This window comes from Providencia sp. PROV197, assembly GCF_028479625.1.
GTDB classification, from domain to species: domain Bacteria; phylum Pseudomonadota; class Gammaproteobacteria; order Enterobacterales; family Enterobacteriaceae; genus Providencia; species Providencia vermicola.
Genome location: NZ_JAMPNZ010000015.1, coordinates 135104 through 150338 on the forward strand (window position 1 = coordinate 135104; position 15235 = coordinate 150338).

General features: G+C 43.3%; 15 protein-coding genes. 14 read left to right on the forward strand and 1 reads right to left on the reverse strand.

Annotation, left to right across the window (positions count from 1 at the left end):
- Positions 1 to 45: 45 nt before the first annotated feature.
- Positions 46 to 1485, reverse strand: a complete 1440-nt coding sequence (nrfA, locus tag PR808_RS08215; RefSeq protein WP_206082776.1) for an ammonia-forming nitrite reductase cytochrome c552 subunit — start codon at positions 1483 to 1485, stop codon at positions 46 to 48.
- Positions 1486 to 2298: 813 nt separating this feature from the next.
- Here nrfA and napF point away from each other — a divergent pair.
- The 14 genes from napF to PR808_RS08285 all read left to right on the forward strand — a co-directional run bounded on the left by napF (position 2299) and on the right by PR808_RS08285 (position 15212).
- Positions 2299 to 2790, forward strand: a complete 492-nt coding sequence (napF, locus tag PR808_RS08220; protein WP_206082775.1) for a ferredoxin-type protein NapF — start codon at positions 2299 to 2301, stop codon at positions 2788 to 2790.
- On the forward strand, positions 2780 to 3058 hold the full coding sequence (napD, locus tag PR808_RS08225; RefSeq protein ID WP_206082774.1) for a chaperone NapD: 279 nt from the start codon (positions 2780 to 2782) through the stop codon (positions 3056 to 3058). The genes napF and napD overlap by 11 nt, the downstream gene beginning before the upstream one ends.
- A complete protein-coding gene (napA, locus tag PR808_RS08230; RefSeq protein ID WP_206082773.1) occupies positions 3039 to 5525 on the forward strand; it encodes a nitrate reductase catalytic subunit NapA in 2487 nt (828 codons plus the stop codon). The genes napD and napA overlap by 20 nt, the downstream gene beginning before the upstream one ends.
- 6 nt (positions 5526 to 5531) lie before the next feature.
- On the forward strand, positions 5532 to 6242 hold the full coding sequence (gene napG, locus PR808_RS08235; protein WP_206082772.1) for a ferredoxin-type protein NapG: 711 nt from the start codon (positions 5532 to 5534) through the stop codon (positions 6240 to 6242).
- Entirely contained in the window at positions 6229 to 7092 is an 864-nt protein-coding gene (gene napH / locus PR808_RS08240) for a quinol dehydrogenase ferredoxin subunit NapH (RefSeq protein WP_272539086.1), read from the forward strand. The genes napG and napH overlap by 14 nt, the downstream gene beginning before the upstream one ends.
- Positions 7089 to 7538 carry a nitrate reductase cytochrome c-type subunit gene (gene napB / locus PR808_RS08245; protein ID WP_206082770.1) on the forward strand — a complete coding sequence of 150 codons (450 nt, stop codon included), beginning with the start codon at positions 7089 to 7091 and terminating at the stop codon, positions 7536 to 7538. Before napH ends, napB begins: the two co-directional genes overlap by 4 nt.
- A gap of 9 nt (positions 7539 to 7547) precedes the next feature.
- On the forward strand, positions 7548 to 8186 hold the full coding sequence (gene napC, locus PR808_RS08250; protein WP_206082769.1) for a cytochrome c-type protein NapC: 639 nt from the start codon (positions 7548 to 7550) through the stop codon (positions 8184 to 8186).
- Positions 8187 to 8383: 197 nt separating this feature from the next.
- Entirely contained in the window at positions 8384 to 9124 is a 741-nt protein-coding gene (locus tag PR808_RS08255) for a heme ABC transporter permease (protein ID WP_272539087.1), read from the forward strand.
- Entirely contained in the window at positions 9121 to 9333 is a 213-nt protein-coding gene (ccmD, locus tag PR808_RS08260) for a heme exporter protein CcmD (RefSeq protein WP_206082767.1), read from the forward strand. Before PR808_RS08255 ends, ccmD begins: the two co-directional genes overlap by 4 nt.
- The gene (ccmE, locus tag PR808_RS08265) at positions 9330 to 9815 is read left to right on the forward strand and encodes a cytochrome c maturation protein CcmE (RefSeq protein WP_206082766.1); all 486 of its coding nucleotides are present in this window, start codon (positions 9330 to 9332) and stop codon (positions 9813 to 9815) included. The genes ccmD and ccmE overlap by 4 nt, the downstream gene beginning before the upstream one ends.
- Positions 9812 to 11743, forward strand: coding sequence for a heme lyase CcmF/NrfE family subunit (locus PR808_RS08270; RefSeq protein ID WP_206082765.1), 1932 nt, complete (start codon positions 9812 to 9814; stop codon positions 11741 to 11743). Before ccmE ends, PR808_RS08270 begins: the two co-directional genes overlap by 4 nt.
- A complete protein-coding gene (locus tag PR808_RS08275) occupies positions 11740 to 12297 on the forward strand; it encodes a DsbE family thiol:disulfide interchange protein (RefSeq protein WP_272539088.1) in 558 nt (185 codons plus the stop codon). Before PR808_RS08270 ends, PR808_RS08275 begins: the two co-directional genes overlap by 4 nt.
- Positions 12294 to 13364 (forward strand): cytochrome c-type biogenesis protein CcmH, encoded by a 1071-nt coding sequence (locus tag PR808_RS08280; RefSeq protein ID WP_206082763.1) that lies wholly within the window; start codon positions 12294 to 12296, stop codon positions 13362 to 13364. The genes PR808_RS08275 and PR808_RS08280 overlap by 4 nt, the downstream gene beginning before the upstream one ends.
- 627 nt (positions 13365 to 13991) lie before the next feature.
- Positions 13992 to 15212 (forward strand): PfkB family carbohydrate kinase, encoded by a 1221-nt coding sequence (locus PR808_RS08285; RefSeq protein ID WP_206082762.1) that lies wholly within the window; start codon positions 13992 to 13994, stop codon positions 15210 to 15212.
- Positions 15213 to 15235: the final 23 nt, after the last annotated feature.

Consider the following 15235-nt stretch of genomic DNA (forward strand, 5'->3'; position numbering starts at 1 on the left):
TACTCCATTGGTTGTATTGCCCCTTATCATCGGGGCAAATGACGGTTATTTGGCTAATAGGTCATTTTTACGAGCTTGTTCATCCCATTGAGGTACAACAGTTTTTAAGAACTCTTGTTTCTCAGCATTGATTTTTTGCATATCTAAACCAATGGCTTGTTGCGCTTTTTCTTTGGTGGAAATGTCTGGGATGGCAATTTCATGGGTGATGCCTTTCGAACCGAGCAAACGAGCAAGTTTGGTACGCGCATCAGCGGCTTTATCCATTGCGCCACCTAACATACGCAAACCTTCATCAGGCGCATGCATATGGATACCGTGAGACGCAATCGCTAAGTCCCAGCGCCATTGTGCATGACGAATGTCGGTTAAGATTGGTTTCATTTCGTCTTCGGTTGCACCTGCATCCCATGCGGCTTTCGCCTCAAAGTGAGCACGAACTAACTGATCTTCCACTTTGATTTTCATTTCTTGGATAGCGTGTTTACGCTCTGCGACGACATCTTGCAGCTGTTGTTTGCTTTGTGTGTGGCAGTTACTACAGGTTTGCTCGAAATTATCGAACGGATTACCAATTTTATGACTGGTATACAGTTCGCCTTTTTCGTTTTGTAGTTTCGGCATGTGGCAATCAATACAGGTCACATTATTTTTGCCATGAATACCTGCACTCCAGGTTTCATATTCAGGGTGCTGTGCCTTTAACATTGGTGCTTTGGATAGTGTGTTTGTCCAATCAGAAAAACCAATGTTGTCATAGTACACTTCCATCTCTTCGACTTTGGTTCCGTTATCCCATGGGAATTTAACGGCTTTTTTATCGCCAGAGAAATAGTACTCAACGTGGCATTGACCACACACCATGGATTGTTGGTCGAAACGACTGGCTTTATCGAAAGGCTTGCCTATGGTTTCCATCGCGCGCTCTGCATAAGGGCGTGTCAGAGTTAGCTCGGGTTTTCCTTTCGCAAAGTCAGGGGAATCAGTTTTGTGGCAGTCACCGCAACCGAGAACGTTAACGACTTCTGGGCCACCTTTTGCCCATTTGCCTTCAAAATAGCCATCTTCACCATGTTCTTGGATAAGCCTTGCAACATCAGGGCTTTTACAGCTCCAGCAAGCCATTGGTAATGGGCCATCTTGTGCATCTTTTGGTGCACCTGTGCGCAATGTTTCGCGTACATCAATGATGGCATACGCATGACCCCGCGGTTTGTTATAGTCACGGGAGAATGGGTATCCCGCCCAAAGAACGACTAAACGCGGGTCTTCTGCGAGGGCATCTTCGCGGTTCGCTTGTTCAGAAGTTGCTCGCCAAGAGTGATATTGGTCTGGATGAGCGGCTTCGAAAGTTTCATTTCGTGTATTTATTGTGGAGGTACCATCCTTAGTCGGAGTAGGGGTTTGTGCATGAACAGAGGTAAAGAGAAATATTCCTGCCACTAGACTCAGTAAGCACAGTACATTATTTCTTATGTTTGCCATAAAAAGGGCCTCGAGTAATGTGAGCCAACCATCCCTTCATTTTTCGAGCGACTATTTTAGGGGGGGTATATCAGCTCGAACGATTTTGGGTATTTTTTGTTATATAGGTTTGATAGCAAGCAGATGGATGCTATCAAGACATTGCCAACTTATATGTGTAACAAAAAACCACACAAAAAATATTGTTTTTGATCAAAATATAATTTGGATTAAAGAAATAGAATGCAGATAAATAATAAATACGGAGTATTAAAGAAACTGCTATAGTTATTAATGACTGGTTTTAAACTGATCACTTAGGATAATAATTTAGTAATGATTCTTATTTTTACCAACACGATTTGTTTTATTTAGTTATTTGATTTTTAAGAATAATATTTTTAGGTGTAATCCTTTTTATATTTCGTAAATTAAAATAAGAAATAAATCGTGCGTAATATCAAAAAACTTGCAATTATTTTTTTCTAAAATGACATTGCATCTACCACTTTAGTGGTAGTTCTTGGTGTTAATTTAAACTTGCAACATTAAAACTCACGATTAAATTAAATATCTATATTGAATGATTGTTAAAAAATAATTAAAAAACTGTCGGTATTCCCTGTTTTGAGTCATTCTGATGTTCAAAAGTTATCAAGAATTCGAATGCGGTGATTTTCCGTTGTAAGTGGTGTTATTACTCCTTTTACCTACTTGGTAGTATGTATTTTTCTAACCTCTATCGTTAATATTTCTCATAAATAATACACATATAAAAACTGCGGTTTATCAGTACTTTTTTACGATTTTGTTGGCAATGTAAAGGAAATCAACATGGTTGATCTCACCCGTCGGGGAGTATTAACTGGTGCGTGGCGTAATGCCGCTCCAGTGGTTCGACCGCCATGGAGTGGTAGTGAAGCGCACTTTATTGAAAAGTGTACCCGCTGCAATGCTTGTGTAGAAAGTTGTGAAACAACAATTTTATACGCTGGCGCAGGTGGGTACCCTGTTGTCGATTTTAAACGTGGCGAATGCACCTTTTGCTACGCGTGCGCGACCGCCTGCCCTGAACCTATTTTTCTGCCACAACAAACCCAACCCTGGGATATTACCGTTTCTATCGGTCAGAACTGCCTTGCGTTTAAATCTATCGAATGTCGCCGTTGCCAAGACAGTTGTGAGCCTGAAGTTATCTCTTTTCGTCCGTCACTGGCAGGTATTTACCAGCCAAAAATAGAAACACAAGGCTGTACAGGCTGTGGTGCCTGTGTTGCAGGCTGCCCTGTATCAGCCATTACCGTGGAGCATGAACATGCACAGTAAATATCAAGTGTGCAGTTTGATTGTACAAATAAAAAGCGAACGAATGTCTGCTGTGACCGAAAAAATAAATCAGTTTCCGAACTGTGAAGTGGCGATTAGCGCCCCTGAAAATGGAAAACTGATTGTCGTTGTTGAAGGGCAAGGCAGTAAAACGTTGTTAGATACTATTGATTTAGTACGCGATATCGAAGGCGTGCTAGATGTTTCGCTGGTGTATCACCAGCAGGATGAGCAAGGTGAGGAAGATTATGAAACTCAGTCGTCGTAGCTTTATGAAAGCCAATGCGATAGCGGCCGCTGCTGCGGCGGCAGGTATTGGCACTCCCAGTATTGCCAAAGCGGTCGTCGGTCAACAAGAAAGTATTAAATGGGACAAAGCCCCTTGCCGTTTTTGTGGTACAGGTTGTGGCGTTCTTGTTGGCACTCAAAATGGCCGTATTGTTGCGAGCCAAGGTGATCCTGAAGCCCCTGTAAACCGTGGCCTGAACTGCATCAAAGGCTATTTTTTACCAAAAATCATGTACGGAAAAGACCGTTTAACGCAGCCAATGTTGCGCATGAAAGATGGCGAATATGACAAAAATGGTGAGTTCACACCGATCACGTGGGAACAAGCGTTTGATGTCATGGAAGAAAAAGTCAAAACCACTTTAAAAGAAAAAGGGCCAGAAGGGATCGGCATGTTCGGTTCAGGCCAATGGACTGTTTGGGAAGGTTATGCAGCTTCTAAACTGTTTAAAGGTGGTTTTCGTTCTAACAACTTAGATCCGAACGCGCGTCACTGTATGGCGTCAGCAGTAGTGGGTTTTATGCGTACTTTTGGTATGGATGAACCGATGGGTTGTTATGATGATATTGAGCACGCAGATGCTTTTGTTCTGTGGGGTTCAAACATGGCTGAAATGCACCCTATTTTGTGGTCTCGCATTACTAACCGCCGTTTATCTAACCCAGATGTACGTGTTGCAGTATTGTCTACGTTTAAACACCGTAGCTTTGAACTTGCCGATAACGGCATTGTATTTACGCCGCAGTCTGATTTGGTGATCCTGAACTATATTGCGAATTATATTATTCAAAATAATGCAGTTAATCAGGACTTCCTGGATAAACACGTTAACCTACGCCGCGGTGCAACAGATATCGGTTATGGCTTACGCCCAACTCACCCATTAGAAAAAAGCGCGAAAAATGCAGGTTCTGATGCCTCTGAACCAATGACATGGGACGAATATAAAGCCTTTGTTGCGGAATATACCTTAGATAAAACCGCGGAAATGACCGGGGTACCAAAAGACCAGTTAGAAGAGTTAGCGAAGCTGTATGCAGACCCGAAAACCAAAGTAGTTTCTTACTGGACTATGGGCTTTAACCAGCACACCCGCGGAGTTTGGGCAAATAATCTTGCGTACAATCTGCATTTATTAACGGGCAAAATTTCTCAACCAGGCTGTGGTCCTTTCTCCTTAACAGGCCAGCCATCAGCCTGTGGTACCGCGCGTGAAGTGGGGACGTTCTCACACCGCTTACCTGCGGACATGGTAGTCACTAACGAAAAACACCGTGAAAAAGTGGAAGGTGTTTGGGGATTACCTGCGGGCACCATCCCAGAAAAAGTTGGTTTACACGCCGTTGCACAAGACCGCGCCTTAAAAGACGGGAAGCTAAATTTCTACTGGGTCATGTGTAATAACAACATGCAAGCGGGCCCAAATATCAATCAAGAGCGTATGCCGGGATGGCGCGATCCGCGTAACTTTATCGTGGTATCTGACCCATACCCAACTGTCAGTGCATTGTCCGCTGACTTAATCTTACCTACCGCGATGTGGGTAGAGAAAGAAGGGGCTTACGGCAACGCAGAGCGTCGTACCCAGTTTTGGCGTCAACAAGTTCAAGCGCCAGGTGAAGCAAAATCTGATTTAATGCAGATGGTGTTATTTTCTAAACGCTTTAAAACGGATGAAGTGTGGCCTGAAGAGTTACTGGCGAAAAAACCAGAACTACGCGGTAAAACCTTGTATGACGTGTTATTTGCCAACGAAGCTGTCACTAAATTCCCAGTGACAGAGTTAGCAGAAGACCAATTAAACGATGAATCCCGTGAGTTAGGCTTTTATTTACAAAAAGGCTTATTTGAAGAATATGCAGGTTTTGGTCGTGGACATGGTCATGACTTAGCAGACTTTGATGCTTACCACAAAGCTCGCGGTATTCGTTGGCCAGTAGTGGATGGCAAAGAAACCCAGTGGCGTTATAGCGAAGGAAATGACCCTTACGTTAAAGCGGGTGAAGGTTATCAATTCTACGGTAAACCTGATGGCAAAGCGGTTATTTTTGCACTGCCGTTTGAACCCGCTGCAGAAGCACCAGATAAAGAATACGATTTGTGGTTATCAACAGGGCGTGTTCTTGAACATTGGCATACTGGCAGTATGACGCGTCGTGTGCCTGAGCTTCACCGCGCTTTCCCTGAATCATTAGTGTTTATGCACCCACTTGATGCGAAAGATCGTGGATTACGTCGTGGCGACAAAGTCAAAGTGGTTTCTCGCCGTGGTGATGTGACAACGATTGTTGAAACTCGCGGCCGTAATAGACCACCAAAAGGTTTGGTGTACATGGCATTCTTTGATGCAGCGCAATTAGTGAACAATTTAACACTGGATGCGACTGACCCACTTTCGAAAGAAACGGACTACAAAAAATGTGCCGTTAAACTGGAAAAGGTGTAATTGCTAATGCCCCAGAAAACGCATCCTAACAAGGTTAAGTCTCAGAACAGTCGCCGTCGCTTTTTGCGTGATGTAGGGCGTGCTGCGGGTGGGTTAGTGGCTGTTGGTGTGGTACTGGGGCTTCAGCAACAAACCTCCCGAGCGAGCGGTGTGAGACTTCGCCCGCCGGGTGCGCTAAATGAAGCTGCATTTGCGAGTGCCTGTGTGCGCTGCGGTCAATGCGTTCAAGCCTGCCCTTATGACATGTTGAAATTAGCGACATTGGCATCGGGTCTGGCAGCGGGAACACCGTATTTTATCGCCCGTGAAAACCCGTGTGAAATGTGTGAAGACATTCCATGTGCAAAAGTGTGCCCAAGTGGTGCGCTGGATAAAGACATTGAGTCTATCAATGATGCGCGTATGGGCTTGGCTGTGTTACTTGACCAAGAAAACTGTCTGAACTTCCAAGGGTTGCGTTGTGATGTGTGTTACCGCGTTTGTCCGCTTATTGACGAAGCGATCACATTGGAGCTTGAGCAGAATCATCGAACAGGTAAACACGCGCGTTTCTTACCAACGGTAAACAGCAATTACTGCACGGGTTGCGGTAAGTGCGAGCAAGCTTGTGTGCTGGAAGAAGCGGCTATCAAAGTGTTGCCAAGAGACTTGGCGAAAGGTGAATTAGGCCATCATTACCGTTTTGGTTGGCTGGAGGGAAACAATGGCAAATCGTAAACGCGACGCCGGACGTGAAGCTCAGGCAAAAAAAGGGTGGTGGCAAAGCCACAAATGGTTGGTGTTAAGGCGTGTCAGCCAATTATTGGTACTAGCGATGTTTTTGAGTGGTCCATGGCTTGGTGTGTGGATCTTACACGGAAACTATAGCAGTAGCTTATTGTTAGACACAGTTCCATTGACCGACCCACTGATTACATTAGAGAGCTTAGCAAGTGGTTACTTACCAGGGATCTCTGCGCTGATCGGTGCCGCTATTGTGTTCGGTGTATATGCGCTATTAGGTAAACGTATTTTTTGCAGTTGGGTTTGCCCTGTTAATCCGATAACTGATGCTGCAGCATGGCTGCGCCGTAAGTTTGATTTGAACCAATCCGCCACCATTCCACGCTACATTCGTTATGTGTTGCTGGTGGTGATTTTAGTGGGGTCAGCGGTGACAGGTACTTTACTGTGGGAATGGCTAAATCCAGTTTCATTAATGGGGCGTAGTTTAATTTTCGGTTTTGGAAGTGGTGCATTGGTTTTAGTTGCGCTGTTTTTATTCGATTTATTGGTAGTGGAACATGGCTGGTGCGGTCACCTTTGCCCATTAGGCGCACTGTATGGTGTCGCGGGTTGTAAGGGCGCACTGGTCGTCACTGCGGTGAATAAAAAAGACTGTAGCCGCTGTATGGATTGTTTCCACGTTTGCCCGGAGCCGCAAGTGTTGCGTGCGCCGGTCCTCGATAAACAAGCCCCAGCACTGATTTCTGATAAAGACTGTATTACTTGCGGTCGTTGTATCGATGTCTGTTCTGAGGATGTTTTTAAAATAACACTACGATGGAGCTCGGGAGCTAAATCATGAAAAATTCAGTCCTGAAAAAGACGCTAAGCCGCGCAATCGCAGGTATGGTCTTTGTTGTCAGTGGTCTAGTTTGGGCTGCTAATGGTGTCGATTTGACGCAATCGCCAGAAGTGTCTGGTACGACTGAGGGAAGTATTCATATTCCTAAAGAGCAAGAAAGAATGGCACTAAACTATGTGAACCAGCCGCCGATGATCCCACATAGCGTTGAGGGTTACCAAATTACCACCAACACGAACCGTTGTTTACAATGCCACGGCGTTGAAAACTACCGTACCACAGGTGCTCCACGTGTTAGCCCAACACACTTTATGGATGCAACTGGGAAAGTATTGGGGGAAGTCGCACCAAACCGTTATTTCTGTTTACAGTGCCATGTACCACAATCGGATACTCCGGCAATCATTGATAACACATTTACCCCATCCAAAGGTTTTGGGAAATAAGGGGGAATTATGGCAAATAATAACGAAAAACCAACAACAGGTGAAAAGCCGAAGAAAAAAGGCTTGTTTGGGCTGATTGGACGTATATGGCAATGGTGGCGTAGACCTAGCCGCTTAGCATTAGGCACGTTATTGCTGATTGGTTTTGTCAGTGGCGTGATCTTCTGGGGTGGCTTTAACACAGGTATGGAGATGGCGAATACAGAAGAGTTTTGTATTAGCTGTCACGAAATGCGTGAAAATGTCTATGAAGAATATATGGATACGATTCACTATACTAACCGTAGTGGTGTTCGTGCAACCTGTCCAGATTGTCACGTACCTCACGAATTTGGTCCTAAAATGGTGCGTAAAATCCAAGCCAGTAAAGAATTATACGGGAAAATTTTTGGCATTATCGATACGCCGCAAAAATTTGAAGATCACCGTTTAGCGATGGCGCAAAGTGAGTGGCGGCGAATGAAAAACAATGACTCGCAGGAGTGCCGTAACTGCCACAACTTTGAGTATATGGACTTCACTGCCCAAAAAGGGGTGGCTGCCAAAATGCATGACCAAGCCGTTACGGAGGGTAAAACCTGTATAGACTGCCATAAAGGGATTGCACATAAGCTTCCTGATATGCGTGAAGTTGAACCAGGCTTTTAATCTGGAGTTATCGTTTTATGATTGGTTATCTCAATGAATTATAAGTGATGATCACGAAATAGGCTGATTATGCATAAGAGTATAATCAGCCTAAGTTATATTTGTGTTAAATCAATATCTTTGCTTTTTTAATGTGTATTGTATGATGCTGTCACTCAGCATTTACTAACAATATAATAAATCAGGGTAATTAAACTATGTGGAAAAAGCTTCATCAACTTGCCATCCCCGTTAACCTTTACCGGTTATGTGGGCGTCTAGTACCGTGGTTTATTATATTAAGTGTGATTTGTTTAGCGGTAGGTTGGGTCTGGGGTTTTGGTTTTGCACCAACCGATAAAGTGCAAAGCGAGAGTTACCGCATTATGTATATTCACGTACCTGCTGCGATGTGGTCAATGGGGATTTATGCCACGATGGCGATCACTGCTTTTATTGGGCTAGTGTGGCAGATGAAAGTGTCGGAGCTGGCGATTGCCGCAATGGCACCCGTTGGCGCGGTCTTTACTTTTATTGCATTAGTCACTGGCGCGACATGGGGTAAGCCGATGTGGGGCGCTTGGTGGGTGTGGGATGCACGTTTAACCTCTGAATTAATTCTATTTTTTCTGTATGTGGGCGTTATTGCGTTATGGCATGCCTTTGATGACCGCCGTACAGCGGGCAAAGCTGCGGCGATTTTAGTATTAATTGGCGTGATTAACTTACCTATCATTCATTACTCTGTTGAATGGTGGCAAACACTGCATCAGCCGTCGACACGCATGCAAGAAAGTATCAACCCAGCGATGCGCACACCACTGCGCCTAGCTATCCTTGGGTATCTATTCTTATTTATCTCTTTAACACTCATTCGCTTACGTAATCAGTTATTGATCCTCGAACGTAACCGCCCTTGGGTGCTCGATATTGTGAAAAAAGGAGGGCGCCTTAAATGACCAGCGCATTTGCATCTTGGAGCGATTTCTTTGCGATGGGAGGCTATGGGTTTTATGTCTGGTTGGCGGTGGCGCTGACCTTAATCCCTATATTGCTACTCTGTGTGCATACCGTTATCCAACGAAAAATGATCATTAATGCCATTATTCAACAGCAAGCTCGCGAACAAAGACAAAAAACCGCAAGAGCGCGTAGGGAGGAGATGTGAATATTCGTCGTCGTAACCGACTTTGGTTAATTTGTTCCATACTTATTGGTGTTGGCTTAACGCTAGCGCTGATCCTCTACGCACTGCGCTCAAGCATTGATCTCTTTTATACACCCGGTGAAATCATTTACGGTAAACGTGAAACTCAGCAGATGCCTGAAGTTGGGCAGCGTTTACGTGTGGGTGGTATGGTCATGCCAGGCAGTGTTGTGCGTGATGCTGATCCAAAATCATTAAAAATCACCTTCACCGTTTATGATGCAGAAGCAGAAATTGATGTCAGTTATGACGGAATTTTGCCAGACTTATTTAAAGAAGGGCAAGGTGTGGTCGTACAAGGTGAATTACAAGAAAATAATCATGTTCTAGCGAAAGAAGTGTTAGCCAAACATGATGAAAATTACACGCCGCCAGAAGTGGAAAAAGCAATGCAAGAAAACCATCGGAGACCAGCCGCAGCCTATAAGGAAAATGCGTCATGATCCCAGAAATTGGTAGCATTTTACTGTGCTTGGCACTCGGCCTTGCCGTTTTGCTGTCTATCTACCCATTGTGGGGAGTGGCGCGTAACGATACGCGTTTAATGGCCTCATCGCGTCCGTTGGCGTGGTTACTGTTTCTTTGTGTGACGGGGGCATTTCTTGTTCTCGTCAATGCGTTTGTCGTAAATGATTTTTCTGTCACTTATGTGGCGAACAACTCGAATACTCAACTACCGATTTGGTATCGCGTTGCCGCAACGTGGGGTGCTCACGAAGGTTCATTGTTGTTATGGGTCTTGTTGATGAGTGGCTGGACATTTGCGGTCGCGCTGTTTAGCTATCGTATGCCATTAGACATCGTAGCTCGTGTGCTTGCGGTGATGGGGATGGTGAGTGTTGGCTTTTTACTGTTTATCATTTTTACCTCAAACCCATTCTCACGCACATTACCGTCGTTCCCAATTGAAGGGCGCGACCTGAACCCATTGTTACAAGACCCCGGTCTTATTTTCCACCCACCTTTATTGTATATGGGCTATGTGGGTTTCTCAGTGGCATTTGCCTTTGCGATTGCGGCCTTGCTCAGTGGGCGATTAGACAGCTCCTTTACCCGTTTTGCCCGTCCTTGGACGATGGCTGCATGGTTTTTCTTAACGCTTGGGATCATGTTAGGTTCCGCATGGGCCTATTATGAACTTGGCTGGGGCGGCTGGTGGTTCTGGGATCCAGTAGAAAATGCCTCCTTTATGCCATGGCTAGTGGGAACGGCATTGATTCACTCTTTATCGGTGACGGAACAACGAGCGACATTTAAAGCGTGGTCATTGCTCTTATCGATATTTGCCTTCTCATTATGTTTACTCGGCACATTCTTGGTGCGTTCGGGCGTGTTAGTTTCTGTGCATGCGTTCGCCTCTGACCCATCCCGTGGGCTTTTCATCCTAGCATTTATGGTGCTGGTGATCGGCGGTTCGCTGCTCGTGTTTGCACTGCGAGGCCATAAAGTACGTTCACGCGTTAACAATGCGCTGTGGTCGCGTGAATCCATGTTATTGGGTAATAACGTGATTTTAACTGCGGCGATGCTCGTCGTGCTGCTTGGCACATTACTGCCGTTAGTTCATAAACAAATTGGGTTAGGCACCATTTCTATCGGTGAGCCGTTCTTTAATACCATGTTTATTGCATTGATGGTGCCATTTGCTTTGTTATTAGGGATTGGACCATTGGTTCGTTGGGGACGAGACCGTCCTGCAGCGATTAAAAAAATGCTGATTATTGCGACAGTGATGACGCTCATTCTGTCATTCGCATTACCAATGCTAATGGAAGACCGCGTTGAGGCATTGACCGTTGTTGGTTTGATGATGGCGATATGGATTGCCATTTTAGCGTTCGCTGAAATGAAAGTGCGCATCAGCAAAAAAATCAAACTGACGCCAAGCTACTGGGGTATGGTATGTGCTCATTTAGGCTTAGCGGTAACGATTGTAGGGATTGCCTTTAGCCAAAACTACAGCATTGAGCGTGATGTGAAAATGAAACCAGGGGATAACATTGCTATTCACGGTTACACCTTCACCTTTAATGGTGTACGTGAAGCAGATGGCCCGAACTATCAAGGGGTTATCGGCAGTATTTCTGTCACCAAAAACGACAAAGTGGTGAGTATCTTAATGCCTGAAAAACGCTTTTATAGCGTGAGCCGTGCTGTCATGACGGAAGCCGCGATTGATGGTGGTATTACCCGCGATTTATACGCCGCCCTTGGTGAGGAAGTCGATAAAAATACGTGGACTATGCGTTTGTATTATAAGCCATTTGTTCGCTGGATCTGGTCTGGTGGTGTGTTAATGGCAATTGGCGCATTATTCTGCCTGTTTGACCCACGTTATCGTCGTCGTAAATTACAAGGGGAAACGGCATGAACCGCAAAGTCTTTTTAATCCCTTTTATTATCTTCGCAGGGATAGCCGCGGTGTTGCTGTGGCAGTTAATGCGTAATGCAGAAGGCGATGACCCACGTTTATTAGAGTCTGCATTAATTGGTAAGCCCGTACCTGTTTTCCGCTTGGAATCGTTAGAAAACCCTGGAAAGCATTACGAGTCAGAGGTGTTAACGCAAGGTCAGCCTATCTTATTGAATGTTTGGGCAACATGGTGCGTCACTTGCCGTGCGGAGCACCAGTACCTCAACTCGTTATCAGCGCAAGGTATTCGTGTGGTTGGCTTAAATTATAAAGACAAACGCGATAAAGCAATTGTATGGTTGCGTCAGCTGGGTAACCCTTACGCATTAAGCCTATTTGATGGTGAAGGTATGTTAGCGCTCGATCTCGGGGTTTATGGTGCACCAGAAACCTTCCTTATTGATGGCAATGGGATTATTCGTTACCGCCACGCAGGGGCAATGGATGAACGTATTTGGGAAAAAGAATTTAAACCCCTTTGGGAGCGCTATAACCAGGAGGCGAACCAATGAGGTATTTACTCGGTCTATTGATGCTTGCACTCAGTGCAACAATCACGTATGCCTCTACGGAAGTATTTACGTTTGATAACGAACAACAAGAGCAGCAATTTCGTAAATTAACAGAAGAGCTGCGTTGTCCTAAGTGCCAAAATAACAGTATTGCCGACTCTAACTCGATGATTGCGCTGGATTTACGCCAAAAAGTGTATGAGTTGATGAAAGAAGGCAAAAACCGTGATGAAATCGTCGATTATATGGTGGCGCGTTATGGTTACTTTGTTACTTATAACCCACCCTTAACGCCATTAACAATGATGTTATGGGGGCTGCCATTTGTCGCTATCATCATTGGTGGCTGGATTATTTTTGCCCGCTCGAAAAAACGTGTGCGTATCAAGCAGGTGGAAAACGGTGAAGAAGATGAAGTTCCTGAAGCTTCACGGGCAAGTAATTGGGTCTATTTACCAGGCGTATTGATTGCACTAGGTGTTGCGGCGGGGGCATATTACCAAGTGGGTAGTTATGAAAAGGTGACTGATTGGAACAATGCTTATCAACAAGCACCTGCTTTGCTGGATAGAGCCTTAGACCCTTCTGAGCCACCGCTGAATAATGCAGAAATGGAGCATTTAGCATTAGGCTTGCGTACTCGCTTACAAGAAGATCCGCAAAATTTAGAAGCATGGGTGATGCTAGGGCGCATTGGTATGGTGCTTGGTAATGCAACTATGGCAACTGATGCTTATGGCCGCGCGTATCGTCTTTCGCCGAAAGATGAAAATGTAGTGATAGGTTATGCAGAAGTGTTAACGCGTTCTTCTGATCCTGAAGATAACCGTCAAGGTGCAGAGTTACTGAAAAAGCTGATTGCAGAAGACCGCACGAATGTAAAAGCGTTAAGCATTTTTGCCTTCAATGCATTTGAACAAGAACGTTATGCAGAGGCAATTTCAGCATGGCAAATGATGCTAAAACTGTTGCCCGAGAATGACCAGCGCCGAGTGATTATTGAGCGTAGCGTGGAGCAAGCACTGATGATGGTGCACGAAAAGAAAGGCTCGTCAGCTGATAAGTAGTATCGATTTTGCTCAATATGATCTAAACGGGGGCATAAGCCCCCGTTTTGTTTTTATAGTTTCAAATTCATTCAGGTCACGTTAGCGCCTTCAGCGAACAACTTTTTGCTTTAAGGGGGGGGACGTTTCTATCAGATCATCCCAATTCCACTTAGCTTACCTTTGCCCTATTTATCAAATTAAGCGTGTTCCTATTTTAGATTTTTTTTAATTTATTGAATTGTGAATATCATCACAAATAGACACTTCTTCTTTATTGATAGATTATAGCGATGAATAAATATATTTATTACAATAAAATTAAACCTGTATCGCATAACAGATTGATAATTTAACTTTAAAATAATAAACAAACTATTTATTTGAAAATTAAATAACGAATAAAATGAGAGTTAATATTTTCTTATCTTTAAAGTGATTAGTTGAAATTCAATTAAATTAATTAATCAATTCTAATATTATATTGATAATAATAGGGTATTTTACTTTGGTTGTTCTTTTTTGGTTTTTTTTGTTTTTATTTTTATGCTTTTTGCTTTTTTTTGCTTTTGAATAGGAAGGTATGAGTATAGTCACATTAACGCAACAAGGTATAAATTAGAGTAAATGCCATGAGGTAAAAATGGCATGAAAGCAGAACGACATAAGAAAATAATTAGTATTTTAAAAAATACAGGCGCAGCAAAAGTTTCTGTTTTATCGAAAGAACTTAATGTCACGAAAGAAACCATTAGGGCGGATTTAAATTCTTTAGCAAAAAAAGGAATTATTAGCCGTTGCCATGGTGGCGCATATATTGAATTTGAAACCCTAGACAAAGTTGCTAAAAAAGAAATTATTCAATTTCTTGAGTGCAATGAAAGTTTTAATGAAAGAACAGATAAGGATGATGCCGTGTTAGGTAAAGTATGTGTATTAGGTTCATTTAACGTTGATATGATTAGTTATTTACCTCGACTTCCTGAAGCGGGTGAATCATTATTATCGAATAAATTTATTTTTTCACCAGGTGGAAAGGGGTGTAATCAAGCATTAGCTGCAAGTTATTCTGATTCTCCTGTGCATTTTATTACTAAAATAGGAACAGACCAATTTAGTGAATATGCAATAAATTTTATTTCTTCATCAAAAATAAAAACATCAACAATATACCAAACAGAAAAATACCAAACAGGAACGGCATCTATATTTGTTTCTGAAAATAGTGGGGAAAATATTATTTCTATCTATCCAGGTTCAAATATGGATATCTCTGCGGATGAAGTTAAAATTCAGAAAGATAAAATTGTAAATTCAAATATTATTCTTCTTCAATTAGAAACGAATATTGAAGCATTAAGGGAAATAATCGAAATTGGCAATGAATATAAAATTCCGATTATTTTAAACCCTGCGCCTTACAATAACATCGTAAATGAGCTAATTGGAAAGGTCGATATTTTGACACCGAATGAAACAGAAGCAAGTTTGCTTTCTGACATCAATGTTGTGGACATTGAAACTGCCAAAAAAGCAGCTGAAATTATCTATAACAAAGGCGTAAAAAAGGTTGTCATTACACTCGGAAGTAAAGGCTCTATTGCATTTGATGGTAATAAGTTCATTTATTCTCCGGCTTACACTGCCGTTGTTAAAAATACGGCGGGTGCAGGTGATGCATTTAATGGGGCTCTAGCCGCTTCATTAGCAAAAGGAAAACAATTTTCTTATGCCTTACGTTATGCATCAGCGTTTTCATCCCTGGCTGTTGAAACAAGCAACGCTTCAGAAATGCCTGAAGATATTAATGTTATGCATCGTATTAATCAAACAACCTACTCGCAGGTTGTGACTCAATCCCCTGAATAAATTAATATTCTGAAACGAGGAAA

Bases quoted from the DNA above. Each gene is read 5' to 3' on its own strand.
- nrfA (WP_206082776.1), bottom strand. From the start codon at position 1,485: ATGGCAAACATAAGAAATAATGTACTGTGCTTACTGAGTCTAGTGGCA.
- napF (WP_206082775.1), top strand. From the start codon at position 2,299: ATGGTTGATCTCACCCGTCGGGGAGTATTAACTGGTGCGTGGCGTAAT.
- napD (WP_206082774.1), top strand. From the start codon at position 2,780: ATGCACAGTAAATATCAAGTGTGCAGTTTGATTGTACAAATAAAAAGC.
- napA (WP_206082773.1), top strand. From the start codon at position 3,039: ATGAAACTCAGTCGTCGTAGCTTTATGAAAGCCAATGCGATAGCGGCC.
- napG (WP_206082772.1), top strand. From the start codon at position 5,532: ATGCCCCAGAAAACGCATCCTAACAAGGTTAAGTCTCAGAACAGTCGC.
- napH (WP_272539086.1), top strand. From the start codon at position 6,229: ATGGCAAATCGTAAACGCGACGCCGGACGTGAAGCTCAGGCAAAAAAA.
- napB (WP_206082770.1), top strand. From the start codon at position 7,089: ATGAAAAATTCAGTCCTGAAAAAGACGCTAAGCCGCGCAATCGCAGGT.
- napC (WP_206082769.1), top strand. From the start codon at position 7,548: ATGGCAAATAATAACGAAAAACCAACAACAGGTGAAAAGCCGAAGAAA.
- PR808_RS08255 (WP_272539087.1), top strand. From the start codon at position 8,384: ATGTGGAAAAAGCTTCATCAACTTGCCATCCCCGTTAACCTTTACCGG.
- ccmD (WP_206082767.1), top strand. From the start codon at position 9,121: ATGACCAGCGCATTTGCATCTTGGAGCGATTTCTTTGCGATGGGAGGC.
- PR808_RS08270 (WP_206082765.1), top strand. From the start codon at position 9,812: ATGATCCCAGAAATTGGTAGCATTTTACTGTGCTTGGCACTCGGCCTT.
- PR808_RS08275 (WP_272539088.1), top strand. From the start codon at position 11,740: ATGAACCGCAAAGTCTTTTTAATCCCTTTTATTATCTTCGCAGGGATA.
- PR808_RS08280 (WP_206082763.1), top strand. From the start codon at position 12,294: ATGAGGTATTTACTCGGTCTATTGATGCTTGCACTCAGTGCAACAATC.
- PR808_RS08285 (WP_206082762.1), top strand. From the start codon at position 13,992: ATGAAAGCAGAACGACATAAGAAAATAATTAGTATTTTAAAAAATACA.